The 20,518-nt window shown below is 64.0% G+C and carries 20 protein-coding genes; 9 read left to right on the top strand and 11 right to left on the bottom strand.

Annotated features, from left to right (window positions below):
* Positions 1-29 precede the first annotated feature (29 nt).
* The 4 genes from AAFF19_RS01315 to AAFF19_RS01300 all read right to left on the bottom strand — a co-directional run bounded on the left by AAFF19_RS01315 (position 30) and on the right by AAFF19_RS01300 (position 4,561).
* Positions 30-416 carry a hypothetical protein gene (locus tag AAFF19_RS01315; RefSeq protein WP_182120980.1) on the bottom strand — a complete coding sequence of 129 codons (387 nt, stop codon included), beginning with the start codon at positions 414-416 and terminating at the stop codon, positions 30-32.
* Positions 413-1,015: an N-acetylmuramoyl-L-alanine amidase gene (locus tag AAFF19_RS01310; RefSeq protein ID WP_342721122.1), complete on the bottom strand. Its 603-nt coding sequence runs from the start codon at positions 1,013-1,015 to the stop codon at positions 413-415. Before AAFF19_RS01310 ends, AAFF19_RS01315 begins: the two co-directional genes overlap by 4 nt.
* 97 nt (positions 1,016-1,112) lie before the next feature.
* Complete coding sequence (locus AAFF19_RS01305) at positions 1,113-2,981, bottom strand: B12-binding domain-containing radical SAM protein (protein WP_342721811.1); 1,869 nt, start codon at positions 2,979-2,981, stop codon at positions 1,113-1,115.
* 116 nt (positions 2,982-3,097) lie between these two features.
* Positions 3,098-4,561 (bottom strand): PLP-dependent aminotransferase family protein, encoded by a 1,464-nt coding sequence (locus tag AAFF19_RS01300; protein ID WP_342721121.1) that lies wholly within the window; start codon positions 4,559-4,561, stop codon positions 3,098-3,100.
* Positions 4,562-4,627: 66 nt separating this feature from the next.
* Here AAFF19_RS01300 and AAFF19_RS01295 point away from each other — a divergent pair, with 66 nt between their 5' ends.
* Together AAFF19_RS01295 and AAFF19_RS01290 are read left to right on the top strand one after the other, a co-directional pair.
* On the top strand, positions 4,628-5,107 hold the full coding sequence (locus tag AAFF19_RS01295) for an OsmC family protein (RefSeq protein WP_182120977.1): 480 nt from the start codon (positions 4,628-4,630) through the stop codon (positions 5,105-5,107).
* A 1-nt stretch (position 5,108) separates the two neighbouring features.
* Complete coding sequence (locus AAFF19_RS01290; protein ID WP_342721120.1) at positions 5,109-5,735, top strand: FMN-binding negative transcriptional regulator; 627 nt, start codon at positions 5,109-5,111, stop codon at positions 5,733-5,735.
* 183 nt (positions 5,736-5,918) lie between these two features.
* Here the strand turns inward: AAFF19_RS01290 and AAFF19_RS01285 are convergent, their stop codons facing one another.
* The 4 genes from AAFF19_RS01285 to AAFF19_RS01270 all read right to left on the bottom strand — a co-directional run bounded on the left by AAFF19_RS01285 (position 5,919) and on the right by AAFF19_RS01270 (position 8,591).
* Positions 5,919-7,304: a homoserine dehydrogenase gene (locus AAFF19_RS01285; protein WP_342721119.1), complete on the bottom strand. Its 1,386-nt coding sequence runs from the start codon at positions 7,302-7,304 to the stop codon at positions 5,919-5,921.
* Between the two features lie 136 nt (positions 7,305-7,440).
* Positions 7,441-7,680 carry a hypothetical protein gene (locus AAFF19_RS01280; protein ID WP_342721118.1) on the bottom strand — a complete coding sequence of 80 codons (240 nt, stop codon included), beginning with the start codon at positions 7,678-7,680 and terminating at the stop codon, positions 7,441-7,443.
* A gap of 70 nt (positions 7,681-7,750) precedes the next feature.
* Positions 7,751-8,188: an OsmC family protein gene (locus AAFF19_RS01275; protein WP_008904699.1), complete on the bottom strand. Its 438-nt coding sequence runs from the start codon at positions 8,186-8,188 to the stop codon at positions 7,751-7,753.
* 142 nt (positions 8,189-8,330) lie between these two features.
* Entirely contained in the window at positions 8,331-8,591 is a 261-nt protein-coding gene (locus tag AAFF19_RS01270; RefSeq protein ID WP_342721117.1) for a 4Fe-4S binding protein, read from the bottom strand.
* A gap of 77 nt (positions 8,592-8,668) precedes the next feature.
* Between AAFF19_RS01270 and AAFF19_RS01265 the strand changes: the two genes are divergently transcribed.
* On the top strand, positions 8,669-8,986 hold the full coding sequence (locus AAFF19_RS01265) for an acylphosphatase (RefSeq protein ID WP_342721116.1): 318 nt from the start codon (positions 8,669-8,671) through the stop codon (positions 8,984-8,986).
* Positions 8,987-9,004: 18 nt separating this feature from the next.
* Here the strand turns inward: AAFF19_RS01265 and AAFF19_RS01260 are convergent, their stop codons facing one another.
* Positions 9,005-9,823 carry a DUF72 domain-containing protein gene (locus tag AAFF19_RS01260; protein ID WP_342721115.1) on the bottom strand — a complete coding sequence of 273 codons (819 nt, stop codon included), beginning with the start codon at positions 9,821-9,823 and terminating at the stop codon, positions 9,005-9,007.
* Between the two features lie 94 nt (positions 9,824-9,917).
* Positions 9,918-10,331 (bottom strand): YkgJ family cysteine cluster protein, encoded by a 414-nt coding sequence (locus AAFF19_RS01255; RefSeq protein WP_342721114.1) that lies wholly within the window; start codon positions 10,329-10,331, stop codon positions 9,918-9,920.
* Positions 10,332-10,446: 115 nt separating this feature from the next.
* Here AAFF19_RS01255 and AAFF19_RS01250 point away from each other — a divergent pair, with 115 nt between their 5' ends.
* The 6 genes from AAFF19_RS01250 to AAFF19_RS01225 all read left to right on the top strand — a co-directional run bounded on the left by AAFF19_RS01250 (position 10,447) and on the right by AAFF19_RS01225 (position 17,639).
* On the top strand, positions 10,447-12,915 hold the full coding sequence (locus tag AAFF19_RS01250; protein ID WP_342721113.1) for a DEAD/DEAH box helicase family protein: 2,469 nt from the start codon (positions 10,447-10,449) through the stop codon (positions 12,913-12,915).
* Between the two features lie 99 nt (positions 12,916-13,014).
* Positions 13,015-14,493, top strand: coding sequence for a class I SAM-dependent DNA methyltransferase (locus AAFF19_RS01245; protein ID WP_008904705.1), 1,479 nt, complete (start codon positions 13,015-13,017; stop codon positions 14,491-14,493).
* An 11-nt stretch (positions 14,494-14,504) separates the two neighbouring features.
* A complete protein-coding gene (locus AAFF19_RS01240; protein WP_008904706.1) occupies positions 14,505-16,184 on the top strand; it encodes a restriction endonuclease subunit S in 1,680 nt (559 codons plus the stop codon).
* Positions 16,185-16,196: 12 nt separating this feature from the next.
* Positions 16,197-16,628: a hypothetical protein gene (locus AAFF19_RS01235; RefSeq protein WP_139019349.1), complete on the top strand. Its 432-nt coding sequence runs from the start codon at positions 16,197-16,199 to the stop codon at positions 16,626-16,628.
* A gap of 13 nt (positions 16,629-16,641) precedes the next feature.
* The gene (locus AAFF19_RS01230) at positions 16,642-17,220 is read left to right on the top strand and encodes a type II toxin-antitoxin system MqsA family antitoxin (RefSeq protein WP_008904708.1); all 579 of its coding nucleotides are present in this window, start codon (positions 16,642-16,644) and stop codon (positions 17,218-17,220) included.
* Positions 17,208-17,639 (top strand): hypothetical protein, encoded by a 432-nt coding sequence (locus AAFF19_RS01225; protein ID WP_008904709.1) that lies wholly within the window; start codon positions 17,208-17,210, stop codon positions 17,637-17,639. The genes AAFF19_RS01230 and AAFF19_RS01225 overlap by 13 nt, the downstream gene beginning before the upstream one ends.
* A 152-nt stretch (positions 17,640-17,791) precedes the next feature.
* On the opposite strand, the gene gyrB is transcribed toward AAFF19_RS01225, so the two are convergent.
* A complete protein-coding gene (gene gyrB / locus AAFF19_RS01220; protein WP_008904710.1) occupies positions 17,792-20,410 on the bottom strand; it encodes a DNA topoisomerase (ATP-hydrolyzing) subunit B in 2,619 nt (872 codons plus the stop codon).
* Between the last annotated feature and the right edge of the window lie 108 nt (positions 20,411-20,518).

The raw sequence follows: 20,518 nt of genomic DNA, 5'->3' as shown, positions 1-20,518 counted from the left end.
ATGGCGGAGCCGACAGGTCTCGCCGCCTTTCAAAGCCGGTGTTGACGGGTAGTGATTCTTTCTCGCTCGTCCATTAATAGATATTGGAACTGCCCAGCGCAATCCAGAGTTCCAATCAGATCAGGCCGCAAAGTCCATGTACAGAACTTGAGTTGATGAATGATGCGGCCTTCTAGGTAGCACGGCGCGAGGTCAAACTCGTCGTGGATCAGGCGACTGCTCACCCCCGCCGCTTTGGAGAAAAAGTCTTGAATTTCGAGGCGTGAAAAATTGACATCCAATCTTCGGCAGGTTTCCGAACCTCCGGAGACAAACTCGAAATCGCCCACCACAACCTTGGGCTGGAACATGAATACAAAGAATCCCAGAACCAATCCCGCCAGTGCTGCCAACGCAGCAAGATAAGCGATCCTCATTTCCAAACGGCGGTAGCCGCCTCTCCTGGATTCTTGTAGGAGACAGCGGGATGGCGGTATACGTCTTTATTTGAAATGGAGAAGTGGGAGTAAAGCTCTCCGGTAAGCCATTGCAATGAATTGTTTTGCTCGGAGGTTACCGACTCATACGTTTTCGCGTCAATGCTCCGGCCGACGATCTCAATACCGATGGAGTCGCCGTTGATGGGATAGCGCTGTGGATACGGCTTGGATCGCTCGTGGGCATCCAGTGCTCTGACATGGTTGGACCAGGACATCGCCTGGATACGAGCCATCGCCACGCTGTCACATGAAGGCTTGTCGATTTCCAGGCATCGGGAACGAATGTGCCGCCCCACGTGTTGGCATCGCATCAGCAAACTTGCGGTCTGATAAACCTGCCCGTTCTTGTCTATCAGAAAATGCGCGCCATGCGGGCTAGTGGCATAGCTGTTGAAGGCTTGTTGGGCGGTCGATGAATCTGTTTGGTGCAGGACCAGCGCTACGACAGAATTCAATGGTCCATGTTCCAGATTGAGATAGCGGCGAACGATGATGCGACCGTCGGTAATGATTCCCTCAGGTGATACTTTAAGCATCCATCGATCGTATTTTCGACCGCAGCCCTTTTTACGATTCGATTGTTAGAGGGACGAAAGCCGTGTCACGATTTGCAATGTTCGGAATGACGATCGGCTAAGTCCGCTCGCGCAGCGCCCGCTCAATGCGATCGCGCCGCACCGTCGTCTTGGGCACCTTGAACGGGAACCAGCTGCGCACGTCTTCCTCCAGCCCGATGCCGTGCATGTAGTTGTAGATAGCCTTCTTGAGCGCGCCGCCCAGTGCGTCGTGGTCCACACCCGTGGGGTCGATGAAGGCCACGTCGTTCTTGGCAAAGTCACCGGGCGGCAGCGGTGCCAGCGTGACGCCGTATTCCTCGGGGTTCTTGCCGACGGGTGAATGCACGGTGCAGGCAAAGCGGTGAAAAAACCCGCTCTGGATGCAGCCGTTGGCGAACAGCTGGCGCACGTATTCGAGCGCGTCCACCGTGTCCTGCACGGTCTGGGTCGGAAAACCGTACATCAGGTACGCATGCACCAGAATGCCCGCGTCGGTGAACGCCCGTGTCACGCGCGCCACCTGGTCCACCGACACGCCTTTTTTCATGAGCTGCAGCAACCGGTCCGACGCGACTTCGAGCCCGCCCGAGATCGCGATGCAGCCACTGTCGGCCATCAGCTCGGCCAGGTCGGGCGTGAAGGTTTTTTCAAACCGCACATTGCCCCACCAGCTGATGCCCGCGTTGCGCGCGATCAGCTCGGTGGCCAGCGCTTTCAGTGCCTTGGGCGGTGCGGCCTCGTCCACGAAATGAAAACCGGTCTGCCCCGTCTCGCGCACGATCTGCTCGATGCGGTCGGCCAGCACGGCGGCGCTGGCGCCCTCGTAGCGGCTGATGTAGTCCAGGCTCACGTCGCAAAAGCTGCACTTCTTCCAGTAGCAGCCATGCGCCACGGTGAGCTTGTTCCAGCGCCCATCGCTCCACAGGCGGTGCATGGGGTTGAGCATGTCCAGGAGCGACAGATAGCGGTCCAGCGGCAGGCCGTCCCAGGTGGGTGTTCCCACCTCGGCAAAGGCGATGTCGGCTTCCATCATGTTGATGTACTGCACCGCGCCATCGTTACCGCGCACGAAGGTGCGCACCAAGCGCTGGCGGCCGCGCTCGCCGCGCAGGTGCTCCAGCAGCGCCAGCAGCGGGCGCTCGCCCGCGTCCAGCGTCACGTAATCAAAGAAGTCGAACACACGCGGGTCGGCCAGTTCGCGCAGCTCGGTGTTCACAAAGCCGCCGCCCAGCACGGTGGCGATGTGCGGGTGCCGCGCCTTGATGGCCTGGGCAATGCGGAACGCCGCGTACACCGAACCGGGGAACGGCACCGAGAGCAGAACCACCGTGGGCTGGTGCTTGGCAATGGCCTCGTGCGTGAGCTGCTCCAGCAGCTCGTCCACCAGCGTGGGTGGTGCGGCCAGGGCATCGGCCAATGGGTCAAACGTGGGCTGGCTGCCCGCGAGCGACTCGGCATAGCGCACAAACTCAAAGCGCTCGTCCACCGCGTCGCGCAGCACATCGGCCAGGTCGTTCAGGTACAGCGTGGCCAGGTGCTTGGCCTTGTCCGTCAGGCCCAGCGCGCCAAAGGCCCAGCCCAGCGGGTCGCCGCCTTCGTCATCCACGTATACATCCAGTGAGGCAAAGCGCGGCCCCTCGGGCAGGTAGTTGCGGCCCACGATGCGGTGCGCCAGCGTGCTGTCGCGGCCTTGCAAAAAGGCAATGGCGGGGCCGATGGTGGCCAGATACCGGTCCTTTTGCGCCGCAAAACTCTGCACGGCGGGGCTCTGCTTTTTAGCGGGCAAAGCGTCCACCTTGGCGGCCACGGCCTTCAGGCCCTCGGGCGATAACAGTTGCAGCACCAGCGCCAGCGCCAGGTCTTCCTGAAAGGCTGTGACACCGCGCGAGCGCAGAAAGCCCGTGAGGTAGGCGGTGGAGGGATACGGCGTGTTTAGCTGCGTCATCGGGGGGATGACGGAGAGGACACGCTGGGCGGGTGAGGCGGGGGCGACGGCAGACATGGTGAAAGCAGGCAATGGGGCGATGCGGTGCCGCCGCAGGGGGATCGTGAAGCGGCCGATTATCCCGGCCTGCGTGCCAATGCGCCCACCACGCGCGCCGCAGCCCGGATTTCGGCGGGGTCATACCCGGCATACCCCAGCAGCCAGCCGCGTCGCGCCGACTGCATGGCATAGCGCGACAGCGGCGCCAGCATCACGCCCGCAGCCAGGGCCTGGCGGCTCAGGGTTTCGTCGTCGGTGCCGGGGGCCACCTCGTGCAGCAGGTGCATGCCCCGGTCGCTGGGTTGCAGTTGCCACGCACCGTTGCTCGCGTCGGCCAGCGTGTCGATCAGCATCTGCTGGCGCGCCTGGTACAGCTCGCGCATCTGCCGCAGGTGGCGCAGCAGGTGGCCTTCGGCAATGAAGCGCGCCAGCACGGCTTGTGCATCGCCGGGCGCGTGCCGGTCGGTGATGGCGCGGGCCATGGCAAAGGCCTCCACCAGCGCGGGCGGCACCACCACAAAACCCAGCCGCAGGCCGGGGTGCAGTGTCTTGCTGAAGGTGCCCACGTACAACACGCGCTCCGAGCCCGGCAGGCTGCACAGTGCGGGCACGCGCTGGGCAGCGCCATCGTTCTTGCCGTACTGGAACTCGCCGTCGTAGTCGTCTTCCACCACCCAGGCGTCGTGCGTGCGCGCCCATTGCAGCAGCGCCTGCCGCCGCGCGAGATGCATGCACACGCCGGTGGGGAACTGGTGCGTGGGTGTGACCACGACCATGCGCGCGCCGGGCCACTGGGCCGCGCCTTGGTCGATCTGCAGGCCCTGCGCATCCAGCGCCACGGGCCGCGCCAGCACGCCGTGGCCCAGCAGGCTGGCGCGGATGCCGGGGTAGCCGGGGTCTTCCACCAGCACCTCATCGCCCACGTCCAGCAGCAGCCGCGCGATCAGGTCGATGCCCTGCTGCGAGCCCGCGCACACCACCACCTGCGCCGCATCGCAGCGGATACCGCGCGACGCCCAGAGCCACTGCGCCACCGCCTGGCGCAGGTCGGGGTCGCCGGCAGGGTCGAGGTACTGCGCGCGGGCGCTGCGCTGGGCAGGGCTGGCCTGGCGCGCGAGGCGGTCCCACAGCGCAAACGGAAAGGTGTCCACCTCGGGCGCGCCAATGCGAAACGCCCGCGCCGCCACATGCGGCGGCCGCCAGCGCGCGGCAGTGTCGGCAATGAGCTGCCCGCGCCGCGACAGCCCGCGCGGCGGCGCCACCAGGCCTTGCAGGGCGGGCAGTGTGGCGGCCACGGCCTGCGACACATAGGTGCCGTCGCCCACGCGGGCCTCCACATACCCCTCGGCCTGCAGGCGCTGCACGGCCCACAGCACGGTGTTGCGCGACACGCCCAGGCTGGCCGCATGCTCGCGCGAGGGCGGCAGCCGCGTGCCTGCGCGCAGGCTGCCCTGCTCGATGGCGTGGCGCAGCTGCGCGTACACCTGCTGGCGCAGCGGGGCTTGGCTTCCGCTGTGGGCATTGGCTCCGGCAAGTGACATGAATTGGCTCCTTCAAACAGCGTGTGCAGCCATAAACTGAAGAACCATTGTAGAAAGACCACCCCCATGGCCCAGCACACCGCCACCATCACCTGGAACCGTGGCGCCGACGACTTTCTGGACAAGCGCTACCACCGCGCCCACACCTGGCAGTTCGATGGCGGCGCCACCGTGGCCGCGTCGTCGTCGCCCCATGTGGTGCCGCTGCCGTATTCCGACGCGGCAGCGGTGGACCCCGAAGAAGCCTATGTCGCGGCCCTGTCGAGCTGCCACATGCTGTGGTTCATGGACTTTGCCAGCCGCGCGGGCTACCGGCTCAACCGCTACACCGACGCGGCCGTGGGCACCATGGCCCAGAACGCAGAGGGCCAGCTGGCAGTCACCCATGTGCAGCTGAGGCCCGTCACGCGCTTTGACGCGGCGCACGCGCCCAGTGCCGCACAACTTGACGACCTGCACCACCGCGCCCACGCGTCGTGCTTTCTGGCCAACTCGGTCAAGACGCAGATCGACTGCGCGCCCGTGCTGGAAGTGGAAGGAGGCTGACATGACCATTGCCAACCGCCAGTTCCAGGTCACCGACCCGGCCGCGCTGCACGGCCTGGTGCAGGCCCAGCCCCTGGCCACCCTCGTGGTGTCGCACGCGGGCACGCTGCATGTGAACCATGTGCCTTTGTTTCTGGACCCCTCGCGCGGCCCATACGGCACGCTGGTGGGCCATGTGGGTCGCGGCAACGGCGTGTGGCCGCTGCTGCCGCAAACCGCGGTGGCGGTGTTTCACGGGCCGCAGGCCTATGTGTCACCGTCGTGGTACCCGTCCAAGGCCCTCGATGGCAAACAGGTGCCCACCTGGAACTACGCCACCGTGCACGCCCACGGCGCCCTGACCGCGTTCGACGACCCCGCGCGCCTGCGCGCAATCCTGCACACCCTGAGCGAGCGGCACGAGGCGCACCGCCCCGACCCCTGGCGCATTGACGATGCGCCGCCCGAGTACATCGACAAGCTGCTGGCCGCCATCATGGGCATCGAGCTGGCGGTGGAGCGCTGGGAGGGCGTCTGGAAGGTGAGCCAGAACCGCACCGCCACCGACCGTGCCGGCGTGGTGCAGGGGCTGATGGCCGAGGGAACACCCGGCGCGGCGGACGTGGCGGCGTTGGTGCGGGCGGTGTGACTATGGGCCGATAATTCAAATTTTATAGCTGCCAGCGCTTGATGGATAAGCGCCAGGGCCTGTTTTGACCACTAATCTAACCCCCCCATCCAATGACCCAACCCGTTCGGGCTGAGCCTGTGGAAGCCGTGTGCCGCGCGTCTACAGGCTCAGCATGAACGGCCGTGGGGTTGACCGACAGCATCACCCCTGCAGCACCTCCACCCGCAGCGCCACCACCGGCCCGGCCACCGCCGGGTGCGCGGCCAGCGCGTGCACGGCCAGGTCCACCGTGGCTTGCGCCACTGCATCCGTCAGCACCAGCACCTGGGGGCCGGTGCCGGGGGGCAAGGCCGTGTCATGCGCCAATGCCACCTGCAGCACCGGCACGTGCTGCCCGGCCAGCCAGGCGCCCACGGCCTCGATCTGCTGGGCGCTGTGCACCGGCACGCGCAGGTAGTGGCGGGTGTGCACCTTTGCGCGGGGCAGCACCGCCAGTTGCCCGTCCACCGCGTGGGGGTGAAAGCCCAGGTGCGGCACGCGCTGGCCCGCGTGGGTGCCATCCAGCCGCGCCACGTCCACCAGGTCGGCAATCACGGCCGATGCCGTCTGCTCGCCGCCCGCGCCCGCGCCGTAGTACATCGTCACGCCCGAGGCATCGCCCTTGACCATCACGGCGTTCATCGAGCCGTTCACATGCGCCAGCAGGTGCGTGGCAGGCACCAGTGCGGGCTGCACGCGCAGCTCTATGCCTTCATCGCCACGCCGCCGTGCCACGCCCAGCAGCTTGATGCGGTAGCCCAGCTGCCCGGCGCAGGTCACGTCCAGGCCCTGCAGCGCGGTGATGCCCTCCACCTGCGCATCGGCAAAGCGCACCGGCATGCCAAACGCATTGGCCGCCAGCAGCGAGATCTTGTGCGCGGCGTCGATGCCTTCGATGTCAAACGTCGGGTCGGCCTCGGCGTAGCCCAGCGCCTGGGCATGGGCCAGCGCTTCGGCAAAGCCCACGCCTTCATCGCGCATCTTGCTCAGGATGAAATTGGTGGTGCCGTTGATGATGCCCGCCACCCACTCGATGCGGTTGGCCGTGAGGCCCTCACGCAGCGCCTTCACGATGGGGATGCTCACCGCCACCGCGCCTTCGTACGCCACGGCCACGCCATGCTGGCGCGCGGCGGCAAAAATCTCGTTGCCGTGCGTGGCCAGCAGCGCCTTGTTGGCCGTGACCACGTGTTTGCCCGCGCGGATGGCGGCCAGCACCCAGTCGCGCGCGGGGCCGGTGCCGCCAGCGGCCTCCACCAGCACATCCACCTCGGGGTGGGTGGCGACCTGCATCGGGTCGTTGGTCAGGGCCACATCCTTGCCCACCACGCCCATGGCGCGGGCCAGGCTGCGGGCGCAGACCACCACCAGCTTGATGCCGCGCCCCGCGCGCCCGGCAATGAGCCCCTGGTTGCGCGCCAGCACGCGGAAGGTGCCTGCGCCCACGGTGCCAATCCCGATCATGCCCACACGCAGGGGGCGCATGGCCGTGGCAGACGGTGGCAGCAATGGGGCTTCAACAAAGGACGGTACGGGATCGCGGACCATGGACTTCTCCGGTTAACGAACAAAACGAACGGACAAACAAAAAACCCAGCTGCCAGAGCTGGGTTTCAGTCAATTCGTCTTGGGGAGAAGAGAGAACGATCACCAGGTGGCTGCCGAAACGGCCACCTGCGCGTGCTCAGGTGGCCGCGGTGGTGATGGTGGTAATCATTCGTGCACCCAGTGCCCGCTGTTCACCATTGGACCGCGTGAGTGCGGGCGGCATCATGCCCATGCCTTGGAAGGCAGCGGCGCGTGCGTTGATGAAGGGGCGGAAGGCGTAAGACATGAAGGGCGCAGTGTAGCGCAGCACCAGGCCCAGCGGCCCAGCGTGTGGGCGGGGCAGACTCTGCTGCGGGCCGTTGGGTATGAATTTCATAGCTGCTCGCGCTTGCTGCATAAGCGCTAGAGGCCAATTTGGCCTGAAATCAGCGCAGCCTGCTCATCCGTTATCCCACCAGGCTGGCAGTCAACGTGATCTCGGGCACTGCAGCCAGTGCCTTTGACAGCGGGCAGTTGGCCTTGGCATCTGCGGCCAGCTTCTGGAAGGCTGCGTCATCCATGCCCGGTACCTTGGCCTTGAGCGTGAGCGCGATGCGGTCGATGACAAACCCATCGCCCTCCTTCGCCAGCCGCACGGCGGCCGTGGTGTCGATGGATTCCGTCCTGAAGCCTGCCTTGTCGGCAGCAAACGAAAACGCCATGGTGAAGCAGGCCGCATGCGCCGCGCCAAGGATCTCTTCGGGGTTGGTGCCCTTGCGGTCGTCGCCAAAGCGGCTGGCAAAGCCATAGGGGTACTTGTCGAGCGCGCCGGTCTCGGTGCTGATCTGGCCCTGGCCGGACTTGCCGGCACCTTCCCAGTGAACGCTGGCTTTCTTTTCAGACATGGGGGGTTCTCCTTCAGATGATGGGGTGGTTGCAGCCAATGGGCATGCGTTGCAGGCCTAAACGGCACCGGTTGCAGTAGCCGCGCTGCACGAAACCGCCATCTCACCACGCCCGCCCCTGCACGGCTGTGGGACAACGCCGCTACCGTGGCACGGGGTTTTGTTGCTGGAGGCTGGCCGACGCCCGCACCATGGCGATGGCATCAAACGGGCACCGCACCGCACACAATGCGCACCCGGTGCAGCCCGGCGCGTCATGCAGCGTGGACCGCTTGGGCCCCCAGGTGTGCGGGCCCAGCACCTGCAGCGACAGCACATGCGGCGGGCACACCGCCACGCACCACCCGCAGCCTGTGCAGCGTTGCGTATCAATGGCAGGCAGGGCCTTGCGGGGTGCGGACATGCCCGGCAGCATAGTACGCACGGGCGGCACATGCGTGCCGCCGCATGCCCGCGAGTTCGTTACAGTCACCGCCACCGATGCCGCACCACCACACCACCCCTCACACTTCGAACACCATCACCAAGCACCTGCTCGTCAGTGGCCATGTGCAGGGCGTGGGCTACCGCTGGTCCATGGTGCAGGCCGCAGCCCGCCTGGGCGTGCAGGGGTGGGTGCGCAACCGCCACGACGGCCGGGTCGAAGCCTGCGCCTGGGGCAGGCCAGACGCCGTGCAGGCACTGATCGACTGGGCGCAGCAGGGGCCGGCCTCGGCGCGGGTGGATGCGGTGGTGGTGGGCAATGTGCCCGATGGCGGCGAGCCGCCCCAGGGCTTTACGCAGCGCGAAACCGCGTAGTGCGAAAGCGCGGTGGCGCTATGCCCGCCTGCGCATGCCCAGTTGCTGCAGCAGCGCCATCGCACCCACAGGTGCGCGCTCCTTCGCGCCGTTGATGAAATACACAAACACATCGCGCGGCCGCTCGCCGCTGGTCCATGCCCGCACGCCTTGCGCCCATTGGGCAATCGCCTCCGGGGTGTAGCCGGTGGGCACATCGGCCTGGCTGCGCATCAGCCGCAGGTAGGCAAAGTCGGCCTGGGCATCCGCAATGGCGGGAAACTTGTCGGAGTCCGTGCACACCGGCACACAGCCGTATCGGCGGGCCAGCGCCACAAACTGCGGCGTGGCAAAACTCGGGTGGCGCACATCCAGCGCATGGCGCAGGCGGCGGCCGTCCACCTCGCGCGGCAGAAGTGCCAGAAAAGCCTCGAAATCCCCGGGCTCAAACACCTTGGTCGGCATGAACTGCCACACGATGGGCCCGAGCTTGTCCTTGAGCTCCGCGATGCCGCTCTCTACAAACCGCGCGATCGAATCGCCCGCCTCCGCCAGCAGCCGCCGGTTCGTCGCAAAACGGCTGGCCTTGAGCGAAAACATGAAGCCGTCGGGCGTCTCGCTGTACCACTTGGCAAACGTGGGCGGCTTGAAGGTGCTGTAGTAGGTGCCGTTGACCTCGATGGCTGTGAGCTGGCGGCTGGCGTAATGCAGCTCGTTGCTGTGCGCAAGGCCTGCGGGGTAGAAGTCGTTGCGCCAGGGCTCGAAGGTCCAGCCGCCAATCCCGACACAGATGCGCGGTTTCCCGGGGCTGCTGCTGCTGCTGCTGCGGGGCTCACTGCTGCTGGCATCGGTGTCCACGGCGTTGTCCTTCACGAGTCCACGGAGCGGCCACTGTAGCAGTGGACCCTTCTGCTTCCACAGCAATGCCGGGCGCTGGCTGCGCCGCAGGGCCTCAGCCGCGGCGTTGCAGATCCCGCGCCCCATAGGCGCAGTAGCCCGGCTTGGGGCTTTTCTTCTGCGGGTGCAGGCGGCAGGTCTCGGGCCGCTTGTCGTACACCGTGCACCGCCGCGTCTTGGGGTCGAGAAAGTTGCAGTCCCCACTGGCCCGCCGCGCCATCGTGAAGACCGCGTTCTTGTGGTTGAAATGGTCGATCAGCCGCGCCTTCTGCAGCCGCCTGGCAATGTGGCGGATTTCTTCATGTTCGGCCTCGAACGGGTCGACCAGCTCCAGCCGCACCAGGTCCGACAGCTGCACCTCCAGCGGCATCGTGCAGCAGTTGGCCGCGCAGGTGTCGCACAGGCCCGCGCGGTAGCGGGACCAGGTGTCGAGGCGGTCGACGTCAACGATGGCGATGGGGGAGCGCATGGGGTGGGATTGTGCCTGCGTGCAATACAGGGTGCTGCACTTGGTAACACTTGGGCCATACTCGCAAAACAGCCAACACCCTGCTGTCCACCCATCCCACCACAAGGTCCGACGAGTGAGCGCATCGCCCAAAAGCCATCTCAGCGAAACCGACATCTGCGACCGTTTCATCACACCCGCACTGGAGCAAGCGGGCTGGACGCTGGAACAGCACATCCTGCGCGAATACACCCTGCGGCCCGGCCGCGTCGTGGTGCGCGGCCAGGCGTCGCACCGCGACAAGGCCTCCATGCTGCGGGCCGACTACGTGCTGTTCCACAAGCCCAACGTGCCGCTGGCCGTGGTGGAGGCCAAGGACGCCAAGCACTCCGTCGGCGCGGGCATGCCCCAGGCCATTCAATATGCCGAGCTATTGGGCGTGCCCTTCAGCTTTGCCAGCAATGGCGATGGCTTTGTGTTCCGCGATGCCACCTTGTCCGATGGCGTGCTGGAGCGCGACCTTACGTTGGACCAATTCCCCACCCCCGCCGAGCTGTGGGCCAAGTACTGCGCCTGGAAGGGCTGGACACCTGCGGTCGAGCACATTGCCGCCACCGACTATGCCCCCAGCAAAACCCCGCGCTACTACCAGTTGGGGGCCATCAACCGCACCGTGGAGGCCATTGCTGCAGGCCAAAACCGCGTGCTGCTCGTCATGGCCACGGGCACGGGCAAAACCTACACTGCGTTCCAGATCATCTGGCGGCTGTGGAAAAGCGGGGCCAAAAAACGCATCCTGTTTTTGGCCGACCGCAACATCCTCATCGACCAGACCATGGTCAACGACTTCCGCCCCTTCAAGGGCGCCATGGCCAAGCTCAGCCTGCATGCCAAGGGCGTGGAGCGGGTGGACGCCCAGGGCCAAGTCACCGTCGAAGACCTTGACCTGGCCGTGAACAAGACCACCAAGGTGGTCGACAAAAGCTACGAGATCTACCTCTCGCTCTACCAGGCCGTCACCGGCACGCAAGAAGAGCGCAACATCTACAAGCAGTTCAGCCCCGACTTTTTCGACCTCATCGTGGTGGACGAATGCCACCGGGGCAGTGCGGCAGAAGACTCCGCCTGGCGCGACATCCTCACCTACTTTGCCAGCGCCACGCAGATCGGCCTCACGGCCACGCCCAAGGAGACGGAAGACGTCTCCAACATCGACTACTTTGGCGAGCCGCTCTACACCTACAGCTTGAAGCAAGGCATTGAAGACGGCTACCTCGCGCCCTACAAGGTGGTGCGCGTGGACCTGGACAAAGACACCTTCGGCTGGCGCCCTACCGAGGGCCAGCGCGACAAGTTCGGCCACCTCATCGAAGACCGCATTTACACCGGCGCCGACATGAACCGCAAGCTCGTCATGGAGCAGCGCGACGCCGTCGTGGCCGCCAAGGTCACCGAATACCTCAAGGCCACCGACCGCTACGCCAAGACCATCGTGTTTTGCGAAGACATCGAACATGCCGAACGCATGCGCAAAGCCCTCAGCAACGCCAATGCCGACCTGTGCGCCAGCCAGCCCAAGTACGTGGTGCAGATCACCGGCGACAACACCGAAGGCAAGCGCGAGCTGGACAACTTCATCGACCCCGAGAAGCCCTACCCGGTGATTGCCGTCACCTCCAAGCTCATGAGCACGGGCGTGGATGCGCAAACCTGCAAGCTCATCGTGCTGGACCAGACCATCAAGTCCATGACGCTGTTCAAGCAGATCATTGGCCGGGGCACCCGCCTGCGCGAAGACTTGGGAAAAAGCTGGTTCACCATCCTCGACTTCAAGCGCGCCACCGAGCTCTTTGCCGACAAAGACTTCGACGGCGAGCCCGTGCAGGTGTACGAACCCCAGCCCGGTGAGCCCATGGCCCCACCCCCGCCCGTGGATTGGCCCCCCACCGCCCAGCCCGGTGATGTGGGCCTTGACGCTTGGCCGCCCACCACCGCAGGCCCTGGCGAGGGTGGCGCAGGCACCGACGAACCCCGCAAATACACCCTGGGCAACAACGTCAGCGTGGCCGTGGCGCGCGAGCGGGTGCAGTACCTCAACGCAGACGGCAAGCTCATCACCGAAAGCCTGCGCGACTACACCCGCATCAACCTGCTCAAAAAGTACGACTCGCTCGACCAGTTTCTGCAAACCTGGCAGCAGGCCGACCGCAAGGCCGCCTTGCTGGCCGAACTGGAGTCCGAAGGGGTTCTGCTGGACGCCCTGGCCGCAGAGGTCGGCAAAGACCTCGACCCGTTCGACCTGCTGCTGCACGTCGCCTACGACCAGCCCCCGCTCACCCGCCGCGAGCGCGCCCAGCGCGTCAAAAAGCGCAACGTCTTCACCCAATACGGCCCCGTGGCCCGCAAGGTGCTCGATGCCCTGCTCGACAAATACGCCGACGAAGGCATCGCCACCATCGAGAGCAACGAAGTCTTCAAACTCCAGCCTTTCACCGACCTGGGCAGCCCCGTAGAGCTGGTGCGCAGCTTTGGCGGCCGCCCGCAATATCTGAGCGCACTGCAGGCGCTGGAGCAAGCGCTGTACGCTACGCACCCGGCCCACTAGCTGTGTGCCGTTGTGTACTGCCAGATACTCCTGTTTTGATAGCTGCTAGCGCTTACCTATCAGGCGCAAGGGCCTGTTTTTGTTCTGAATTTCCACCCCATGTCTAACCTCACCCCCGTCATCAAATCCATCCAAGACATCATGCGCCAGGACTCCGGCGTGGATGGCGACGCCCAGCGCATCAGCCAGCTCACCTGGCTGCTGTTCCTCAAGGTGTTTGACGCGCTGGAAGAGGAACTCGAACTCACCCGCGACGACTACCAAAGCCCCATTGCCGAGCACCTGCGCTGGCGCCATTGGGCGGCCGATGCCGAGGGCATGACCGGCGACGCCTTGCTCGACTTTGTGGACAAGCAACTCTTCCCCGCCCTCAAGGGCCTGAGCGCAGACCCGCAGCGCAACCCGCGCGGCTACGTGGTGCGCGGCGTGTTTGAAGACGCCTACAACTACATGAAAAGCGGCCACCTGCTGCGCCAGGTGGTCAACAAACTCAACGCCATCGACTTCAACCGCCAGGCTGAGCGCCACCAGTTCAACGACCTGTACGAAAAAATCCTGCGCGACCTGCAAAGCGCAGGCAACGCGGGCGAGTTCTACACCCCCCGCGCCGTCACCCAGTTCATGGTGGACATGACCAACCCCCAGCTGGGCGAAAGCGTCATGGACCCGGCCACCGGCACCGGCGGCTTCCTCGTCTGCGCCATCGAGCACCTGCGCAAACAAGTGCACAACGCAGAGCAAGAAGCCGTGCTGCAAAACAGCATTCGCGGCGTGGAGAAGAAGCAGCTGCCGCACATGCTGTGCGTCACCAACCTGCTGCTGCACGGCATCGAAGTGCCCAGCCAGATCGTGCACGACAACACCCTGGCCCGCCCGCTGCGCGACTACACGGCGGCAGACCGCGTCAACGTCATCCTCACCAACCCACCCTTTGGTGGCATTGAAGAGCCGGGCATTGAAGCGGGCTTTCCGGCCGACGTGCGCACCAAGGAAACCGCCGACCTCTTCCTCGTGCTCATCCAGCACCTGCTCAAACCCGGCGGCCGCGCCGCCGTGGTGCTGCCCGATGGCTTTTTGTTTGGCGAAGGCGCCAAGGCCCGCATCAAAGAACAACTGCTGCAGCACTGCAACCTGCACACCATCGTGCGCCTGCCCAACGGCGTGTTTGCGCCCTACACCGGCATCAAGACCAACCTGCTGTTCTTCACCAAAGGCCAGCCCACGCAGCACATCTGGTACTACGAACACCCCTACCCACCGGGCGTGAAGAACTACAACAAGACCAAGCCCATCCGCATCGACGAGTTCGATGCCGAGAAAGCCTGGTGGGGCACTGAGGCCGATGGATTTGCCGCCCGCGTGGAAAACGAACGGGCCTGGAAGGTTGGCATCGACCAGATCAAGGCCGCTGGCTACAACCTGGACCAAAAGAACCCCCACATCGGCGAGCAGCAAAGCCACGACCCCGACGAGCTGCTGGCCGACTACGCCCGCCTGCAGGCCGAAGCCCAGGCCCTGCGTGAGGAGTTGAAGGGCATCCTCGCCCAGTCACTGGCAAAAACAGCCGCTAGCGCTTGAGGAATAAGCGCATGCTGCTATCAAATATGGAGCTAATCGCCACCGCCCCCGGTGGCGTCGCCAAGCTGCGCGAACTCATCCTTACCCTGGCCGTGCAAGGCAAACTGGTGCCGCAAGACCCGGCCGATGAACCGGCGAGCGTGCTGCTGCAGAAGATTCGGGCGGAGAAGGATCGGCTGATCGCCGAGGGCAAGATCAAGCGGGACAAGGCGCTGGCGGAGATTGGGGAAGAGGAAATGCCGTTTGAGTTGCCAGCTGGGTGGGAGTGGGTGCGCATACCCGAGGTGACTCATAACTTAGGGCAAGGGGAGCCAACGGGGGCATTTAGCTATATCGACGTTGCCTCGGTTGATAACCTAAAGGGGTGCGTCGCTTCCGCGATTCAGGTTCTGGAAGCAGCCGATGCGCCTTCGCGTGCGAGAAAGAATGTTGCGCTAGGAACGGTGATTTATTCCACGATACGTCCGTACTTGAAGAACATCGCAGTAATTGAGCGAGATTACTCACCAAGAGCCATTGCGAGCACAGCGTTTGCGGTTATGCATCCGCACTCTGGTGTTGTTCCCCAGTACTTGCTGCATTACTTGCGCAGTCAACCGTTCACGGACTACGTGAATAGCAAAGCTGTTGGCATTGCCTACCCTGCAATTAATGACGCCAATTTTTTCCAGGGTCTTATCGCTTTGCCTCCAGAGGCCGAACAATCCCGCATCGTCGCCCGTGTCGAAGCCCTCATGCGCCTGTGCGATGCGCTGGAGGCCAAGGGCCAGCTGGAGGCCGCGCAACACGCCCAACTGGTCAGCACCCTGCTGGGCACGCTCACCGCCAGCACCACGCCCGAAGAGCTGGCCGACAACTGGCAGCGCGTGGCCCAGCACTTCGACCTGCTGCTGGACCGCCCCGAAGCCATCGATGCCCTGGAGCAAACCCTGCTGCAACTGGCCGTGCGCGGCCTGCTCGCGCCCCAAGACCCCACCGACGAACCCGCCAGCGCCCTGCTGCAAAAAATCCGCGCCGAAAAAGACCGCCTTATCGCCACCGGCCAGATCAAACTCGACAAACCCCTGCCGCCCATCACTGACGAGGAAAAACCGTTTGCGTTGCCGGTGGGGTGGGAGTGGGTGCGCTTGGATGCCGTATTCCGAGTAATTACTGATGGCGATCATTTACCCCCACCCGTTGCAGCCGAAGGGATCGCATTTCTCACGATTGGAAATATCAGTGCTGGCAGGCTTAACTTCGCTGGTTGTAGGTTGGTGCCGAAAGACTACTTTGATGCGCTTGCTGAGTACCGGCGGCCACAAGAAGGCGACATTCTCTATACCGTGGTAGGCGCGAGCTATGGCCGTGCGGTCGTTGTGGACTCCGATAGGGCTTTTTGCGTGCAGCGGCATATCGGAATTTTGAAACCCTCGATCCACATGAGTCTGCAATACCTCAGCTATCTCTTGTCTTCGCAGCTCATTTATACGCAAGCTACCCGAAGCTTGACGGGTACCGCGCAACCTACAGTGGGAATTCGGCCGTTGCGAAACTTTCTTGCTCCGCTGCCGCCCCTCGCCGAGCAATCCCGCATCGACACCCGCGTCACCGCCCTGCGCCGCCTGTGCGCCGACCTGCGCCAGCGCCTGGCCGAACGCCAGTCCGTGCAGGCCCGCCTGGCCGAGGCGCTGGTGGCGTCTGTGGCGTAATCCCCCACCGCCTTGTCTAAAATTACCACCATGGTAAAAATTATGGTCCTTTCGGAGTACAGTCGGGATCCTCCGGAAAATGGGCAGGGGCGCGTCAAGATTGCCAATGGCCCGCTGTATGGGTTGGAACGGGTACATATCCTGGCCCGAGACGAGAGCCGACTGAAGGCCTGGACGGACAAGTGCCGCAAGGATGTGCGCAAGTGGTTTGACGATGACTTGGAGCGCGTGGGCGATTTGATCCTGTCGCTGAAACCGGGGGATTACATCGACTCGGAATGGTGTGAAAACGGCAAAGGTGCCTGGGCGGCCTGTGATGCTTACAGCGTCAACGTGCTGGAGACCGCTCCAGCCACCGGGCGAACTGTTCGGATGGAATATTTTGTGAAGTTTGCAGTGAGCAAGACCGGGGCCCTGGTGCTGATCGTGTCTTGCCACGCTTGAAAGGAGTGCCCCAATGAGCGCACAACAAGAGCTTTGCCCGATCTGCGGTGAAGGCCATGTCACCGCATCGGTGCAGATGGTGGAGTACGAATACAAGGGCCACAAGGCAGAGCTGCCCTCGCACTACCAGCAATGCGACACCTGTACCTCTGACTTTGCAGGCATGGCCGAAAGCAAGCTGAACAAGCGCATCGTGATGGCGTTCCGCAAGCAGGTGGATGGCTTGCTGACGGGTGATGAAATCACTGCACTGCGCAAGCAATACCAACTGACCCAGGCGCAAGCTGCCAAGCTGTTTGGTGGTGGGCCGGTGGCATTCAGCAAGTACGAAAACGACGATGTGGCCCAGTCGGAGGCCATGGACACGCTGCTGCGCCTGGTACGCCGCAGCCCAGCGGCTTTTTGTGCGCTGGTGGAAGAAAAGGGCTTGCAGGCAGAGATTGCGAAGCCCCAGGCGCCGCTGCGCTCCATGAGCAAAGTGGTGTCCATCACTGCGGTGCGCTCCGAAGTAGGCAGCCCCGACCCAAGCTACAACCCCCGCGAGTTCCGCCGCCATTCATTCAGCCATGGAGCCGTGCTATGCCTGCAGTAAACACACCGCGCCCCACGCTGCGCAGCTTCCGTGTGCTGGGGCTGAGCGGCAAAAACAAGGGTGACGCAGCCGGGGCAAAGATGCGCTTGACGGTGCAGCAAGAGATCGAGGTCGGTTTGGCAGTACCCAATACGCCGGAGGCACCGCTGATGGTGGGGGTGGTGATCAAGCTGGACGCCACTGCTACCAATGAGGCAGATGCAAGCGACATCGCGACCTGCGCTGCCGAGTACGAAGCCCGATTCATCTATGCACCGGGCTTGGAAGAGACGGCGGCCAATGCCTTGCTGGATGACCGTGACTACCAATATGCCCTGGTCGCCCAGGCCTTCCCTTTGGCGATGACCCATTTCCGCCGCGAGCTGCAGTCCATGGGGCTGGATGCGCGGGAGCTGCCGCTGGGGTTGCCCTACAACTGAGAGCTTTTATGGCGGACACCAAGCCGAACGAGGCGGGTGTTGAGTTGGTTTTGTTATCTATGCCCGAAGATAACAACAACGTTGGAAGTTAAAAATTCAGTAAAAACAACGACTTGGATAAGTCGTTGTTTTCCTTGGGGCGAATAAACGCCTCAAACGTCAATATTCCCCGCCCGCAGCGCATTCGTCTCAATGAAATCCCGCCGCGGCTCCACCTCATCCCCCATCAGCATCGTGAACACGCGGTCCGCCTCGATCGCGTCGTCGATCTGCACGCGCAGCAGGCGGCGCACGTTGGGGTCCATCGTGGTTTCCCACAGCTGCTCGGGGTTCATTTCGCCCAGGCCCTTGTAGCGCTGGCGGCTGGTGGTGCGTTCGGCTTCGCTGATGAGCCATTTCATGGCCTGGCGGAAGTCGCTGACCTTTTCTTCCTTCTGCTTGTCGCCTTCGCCGCGCATCGCTTTGGCGCCTTCGGCCAGCAGGCCTCGGAAGGTTTCTGCGGCCTCGGCCAGGGCGGCGTAGTCGGCGCCGTGTACAAAATCTTGCGTGATGACGCTGCTCTTGATGTTGCCGTGGTGGCGGCGGCTGATGCGCAGCAGGGGCTTGTCGGTGCGGGCGTCGAACTCGCCAGCCACTTCGGCGGGGGCGCCGGTGGTGTTCAGTTCGCGCAGCTTGGCCTGCAGGGCCACGGCGCTGGCTTCAGCGTCGGCCACGGTGTCGAGCTTGAGGCTCACGCCGTCGGCAATGGCGCGCAGCGCTTCGGCGTCCATGAAGTTGCCCAGGCGGGCGATCACGCTTTCTGCGATCTGGTGCTTGCGGGCCAGTTCGGCCAGGGTGTCGCCGGTCAGCGTTTGCGGGTTGGCGCCGCCGGTGGTCACGCTGGCGTGGTTGAGCGCAATGCGCAGCAGGAAGCCGTCGAGTGCAGGCGCGTCCTTCAGGTACAGCTCTTCCTTGCCGGCCTTCACCTTGTACAGCGGTGGCTGGGCGATGTAGATGTGGCCGCGTTCGACCAGCTCGGGCATCTGGCGGTAGAAGAAGGTGAGCAGCAGGGTGCGGATGTGGGCGCCGTCCACGTCGGCGTCGGTCATGATGATGATGCGGTGGTAGCGCAGCTTGGCCACGTCAAAGTCGTCGCCCCCGGTGGTGCCACCCGCCTTGCCGATGCCGGTGCCCAGGGCCGTGATCAGCGTGAGGATTTCGTTGCTGGTGAGCAGCTTTTCGTAGCGGGCTTTTTCCACGTTCAGGATCTTGCCGCGCAGGGGCAGGATGGCCTGGAACTTGCGGTCGCGGCCCTGCTTGGCGGAGCCACCGGCGGAGTCGCCCTCGACGATGTAGATCTCGCACAGGGCGGGGTCTTTTTCCTGGCAGTCGGCCAGCTTGCCGGGCAGGCCCATGCCGTCGAGCACGCCCTTGCGGCGGGTCATTTCGCGGGCCTTGCGGGCGGCCTCGCGGGCACGGGCGGCTTCCACGATCTTGCCGCAGATGATCTTGGCATCGGCCGGGCGCTCTTGCAGGTAGTCGGTGAGCAGCTTGCCCACGATGTCTTCGACCGGCGCGCGCACTTCGCTCGACACCAGCTTGTCCTTGGTCTGGCTGCTGAACTTGGGCTCGGGCACCTTCACGCTCAGCACGCAGCACAGGCCTTCGCGCATGTCGTCGCCGGTCACTTCGACCTTGGCCTTCTTGGCGAACTCGTTTTCTTCGATGTACTTGTTGATGACGCGGGTCATCGCGGCGCGCAGGCCGGTGAGGTGGGTGCCGCCGTCACGCTGGGGGATGTTGTTGGTGAAGCAGAGCACCTGCTCGCTGTACGCGCTGTTCCACTGCATGGCCACTTCCACGCCAATGTGCGTGCCGGGGATGCCGCCATACGTCTCAGCCGGGCGCTCGCCTGCGGCGTAGAACGATGTGGGGTGCAACACCGTTTTGCCCTTGTTGATGAACTCCACAAAGCCGCGCACACCGCCAGCGCCCGAGAAGTCGTCTTCCTTGCCGCTGCGCTCGTCCTTCAGGCGAATGCGCACGCCGTTGTTCAAAAACGAGAGTTCGCGCAGGCGCTTGGCCAGGATCTCGTAGTGGAAGTCGTTGTTCTCTTTGAAGATCTCGGTGTCGGGCAAAAAGTGCACTTCGGTGCCGCGCTTGTCGGTGTCGCCCAGCACCTGCATGGGCGAGACTTCGACGCCGTTCACCGTTTCAACGATGCGGTTCTGCACGAAGCCCTTGCTGAACTCCAGCACATGCACCTTGCCCTCGCGGCGCACGGTCAGTCGCAGCATCTTGCTGAGCGCGTTGACGCAGCTCACGCCCACGCCGTGCAGGCCGCCCGAAACCTTGTAGCTGTTCTGGTTGAACTTGCCGCCCGCGTGCAGTTCGGTCAGCGCAATCTCGGCGGCCGAGCGCTTGGGCTCGTGCTTGTCGTCCATCTTCACGCCGGTGGGAATGCCGCGGCCGTTGTCGGTGACGCTGATGGAGTTGTCGGTGTGGATGGTGACCACAATGTCGTCGCAATGCCCGGCCAGGGCCTCGTCGATGGAGTTGTCGACCACCTCGAACACCAGGTGGTGCAGGCCGGTGCCGTCGCTGGTATCGCCGATGTACATGCCGGGGCGCTTGCGCACGGCCTCCAGGCCTTCGAGGATGGTGATGGCGCCTTCGCCATAGCCTTCGCTCGCGCCGGCCTGGTTGGTGTCGATCTTGGTGAGGGTGGGCTCAACATGGCCGGAGACGCCGGAGGCTTCGGGCTCGGAAGGGATGTTGTTGTCAACGGTCATGGTGGGCCTTGGGATCCGTGGAAACCGGTGTTTCCGATGTGTCAATATGGGTCAAATTGGGCTTTAGCGCTTATCCAGTAAGCGCTAACAGCTATCAAAATTGTAGTA

Source organism: Acidovorax sp. FHTAMBA (assembly GCF_038958875.1).
Lineage (GTDB): Bacteria > Pseudomonadota > Gammaproteobacteria > Burkholderiales > Burkholderiaceae_C > Acidovorax.
This window is presented reverse-complemented; position numbering and strand designations above follow the sequence as displayed.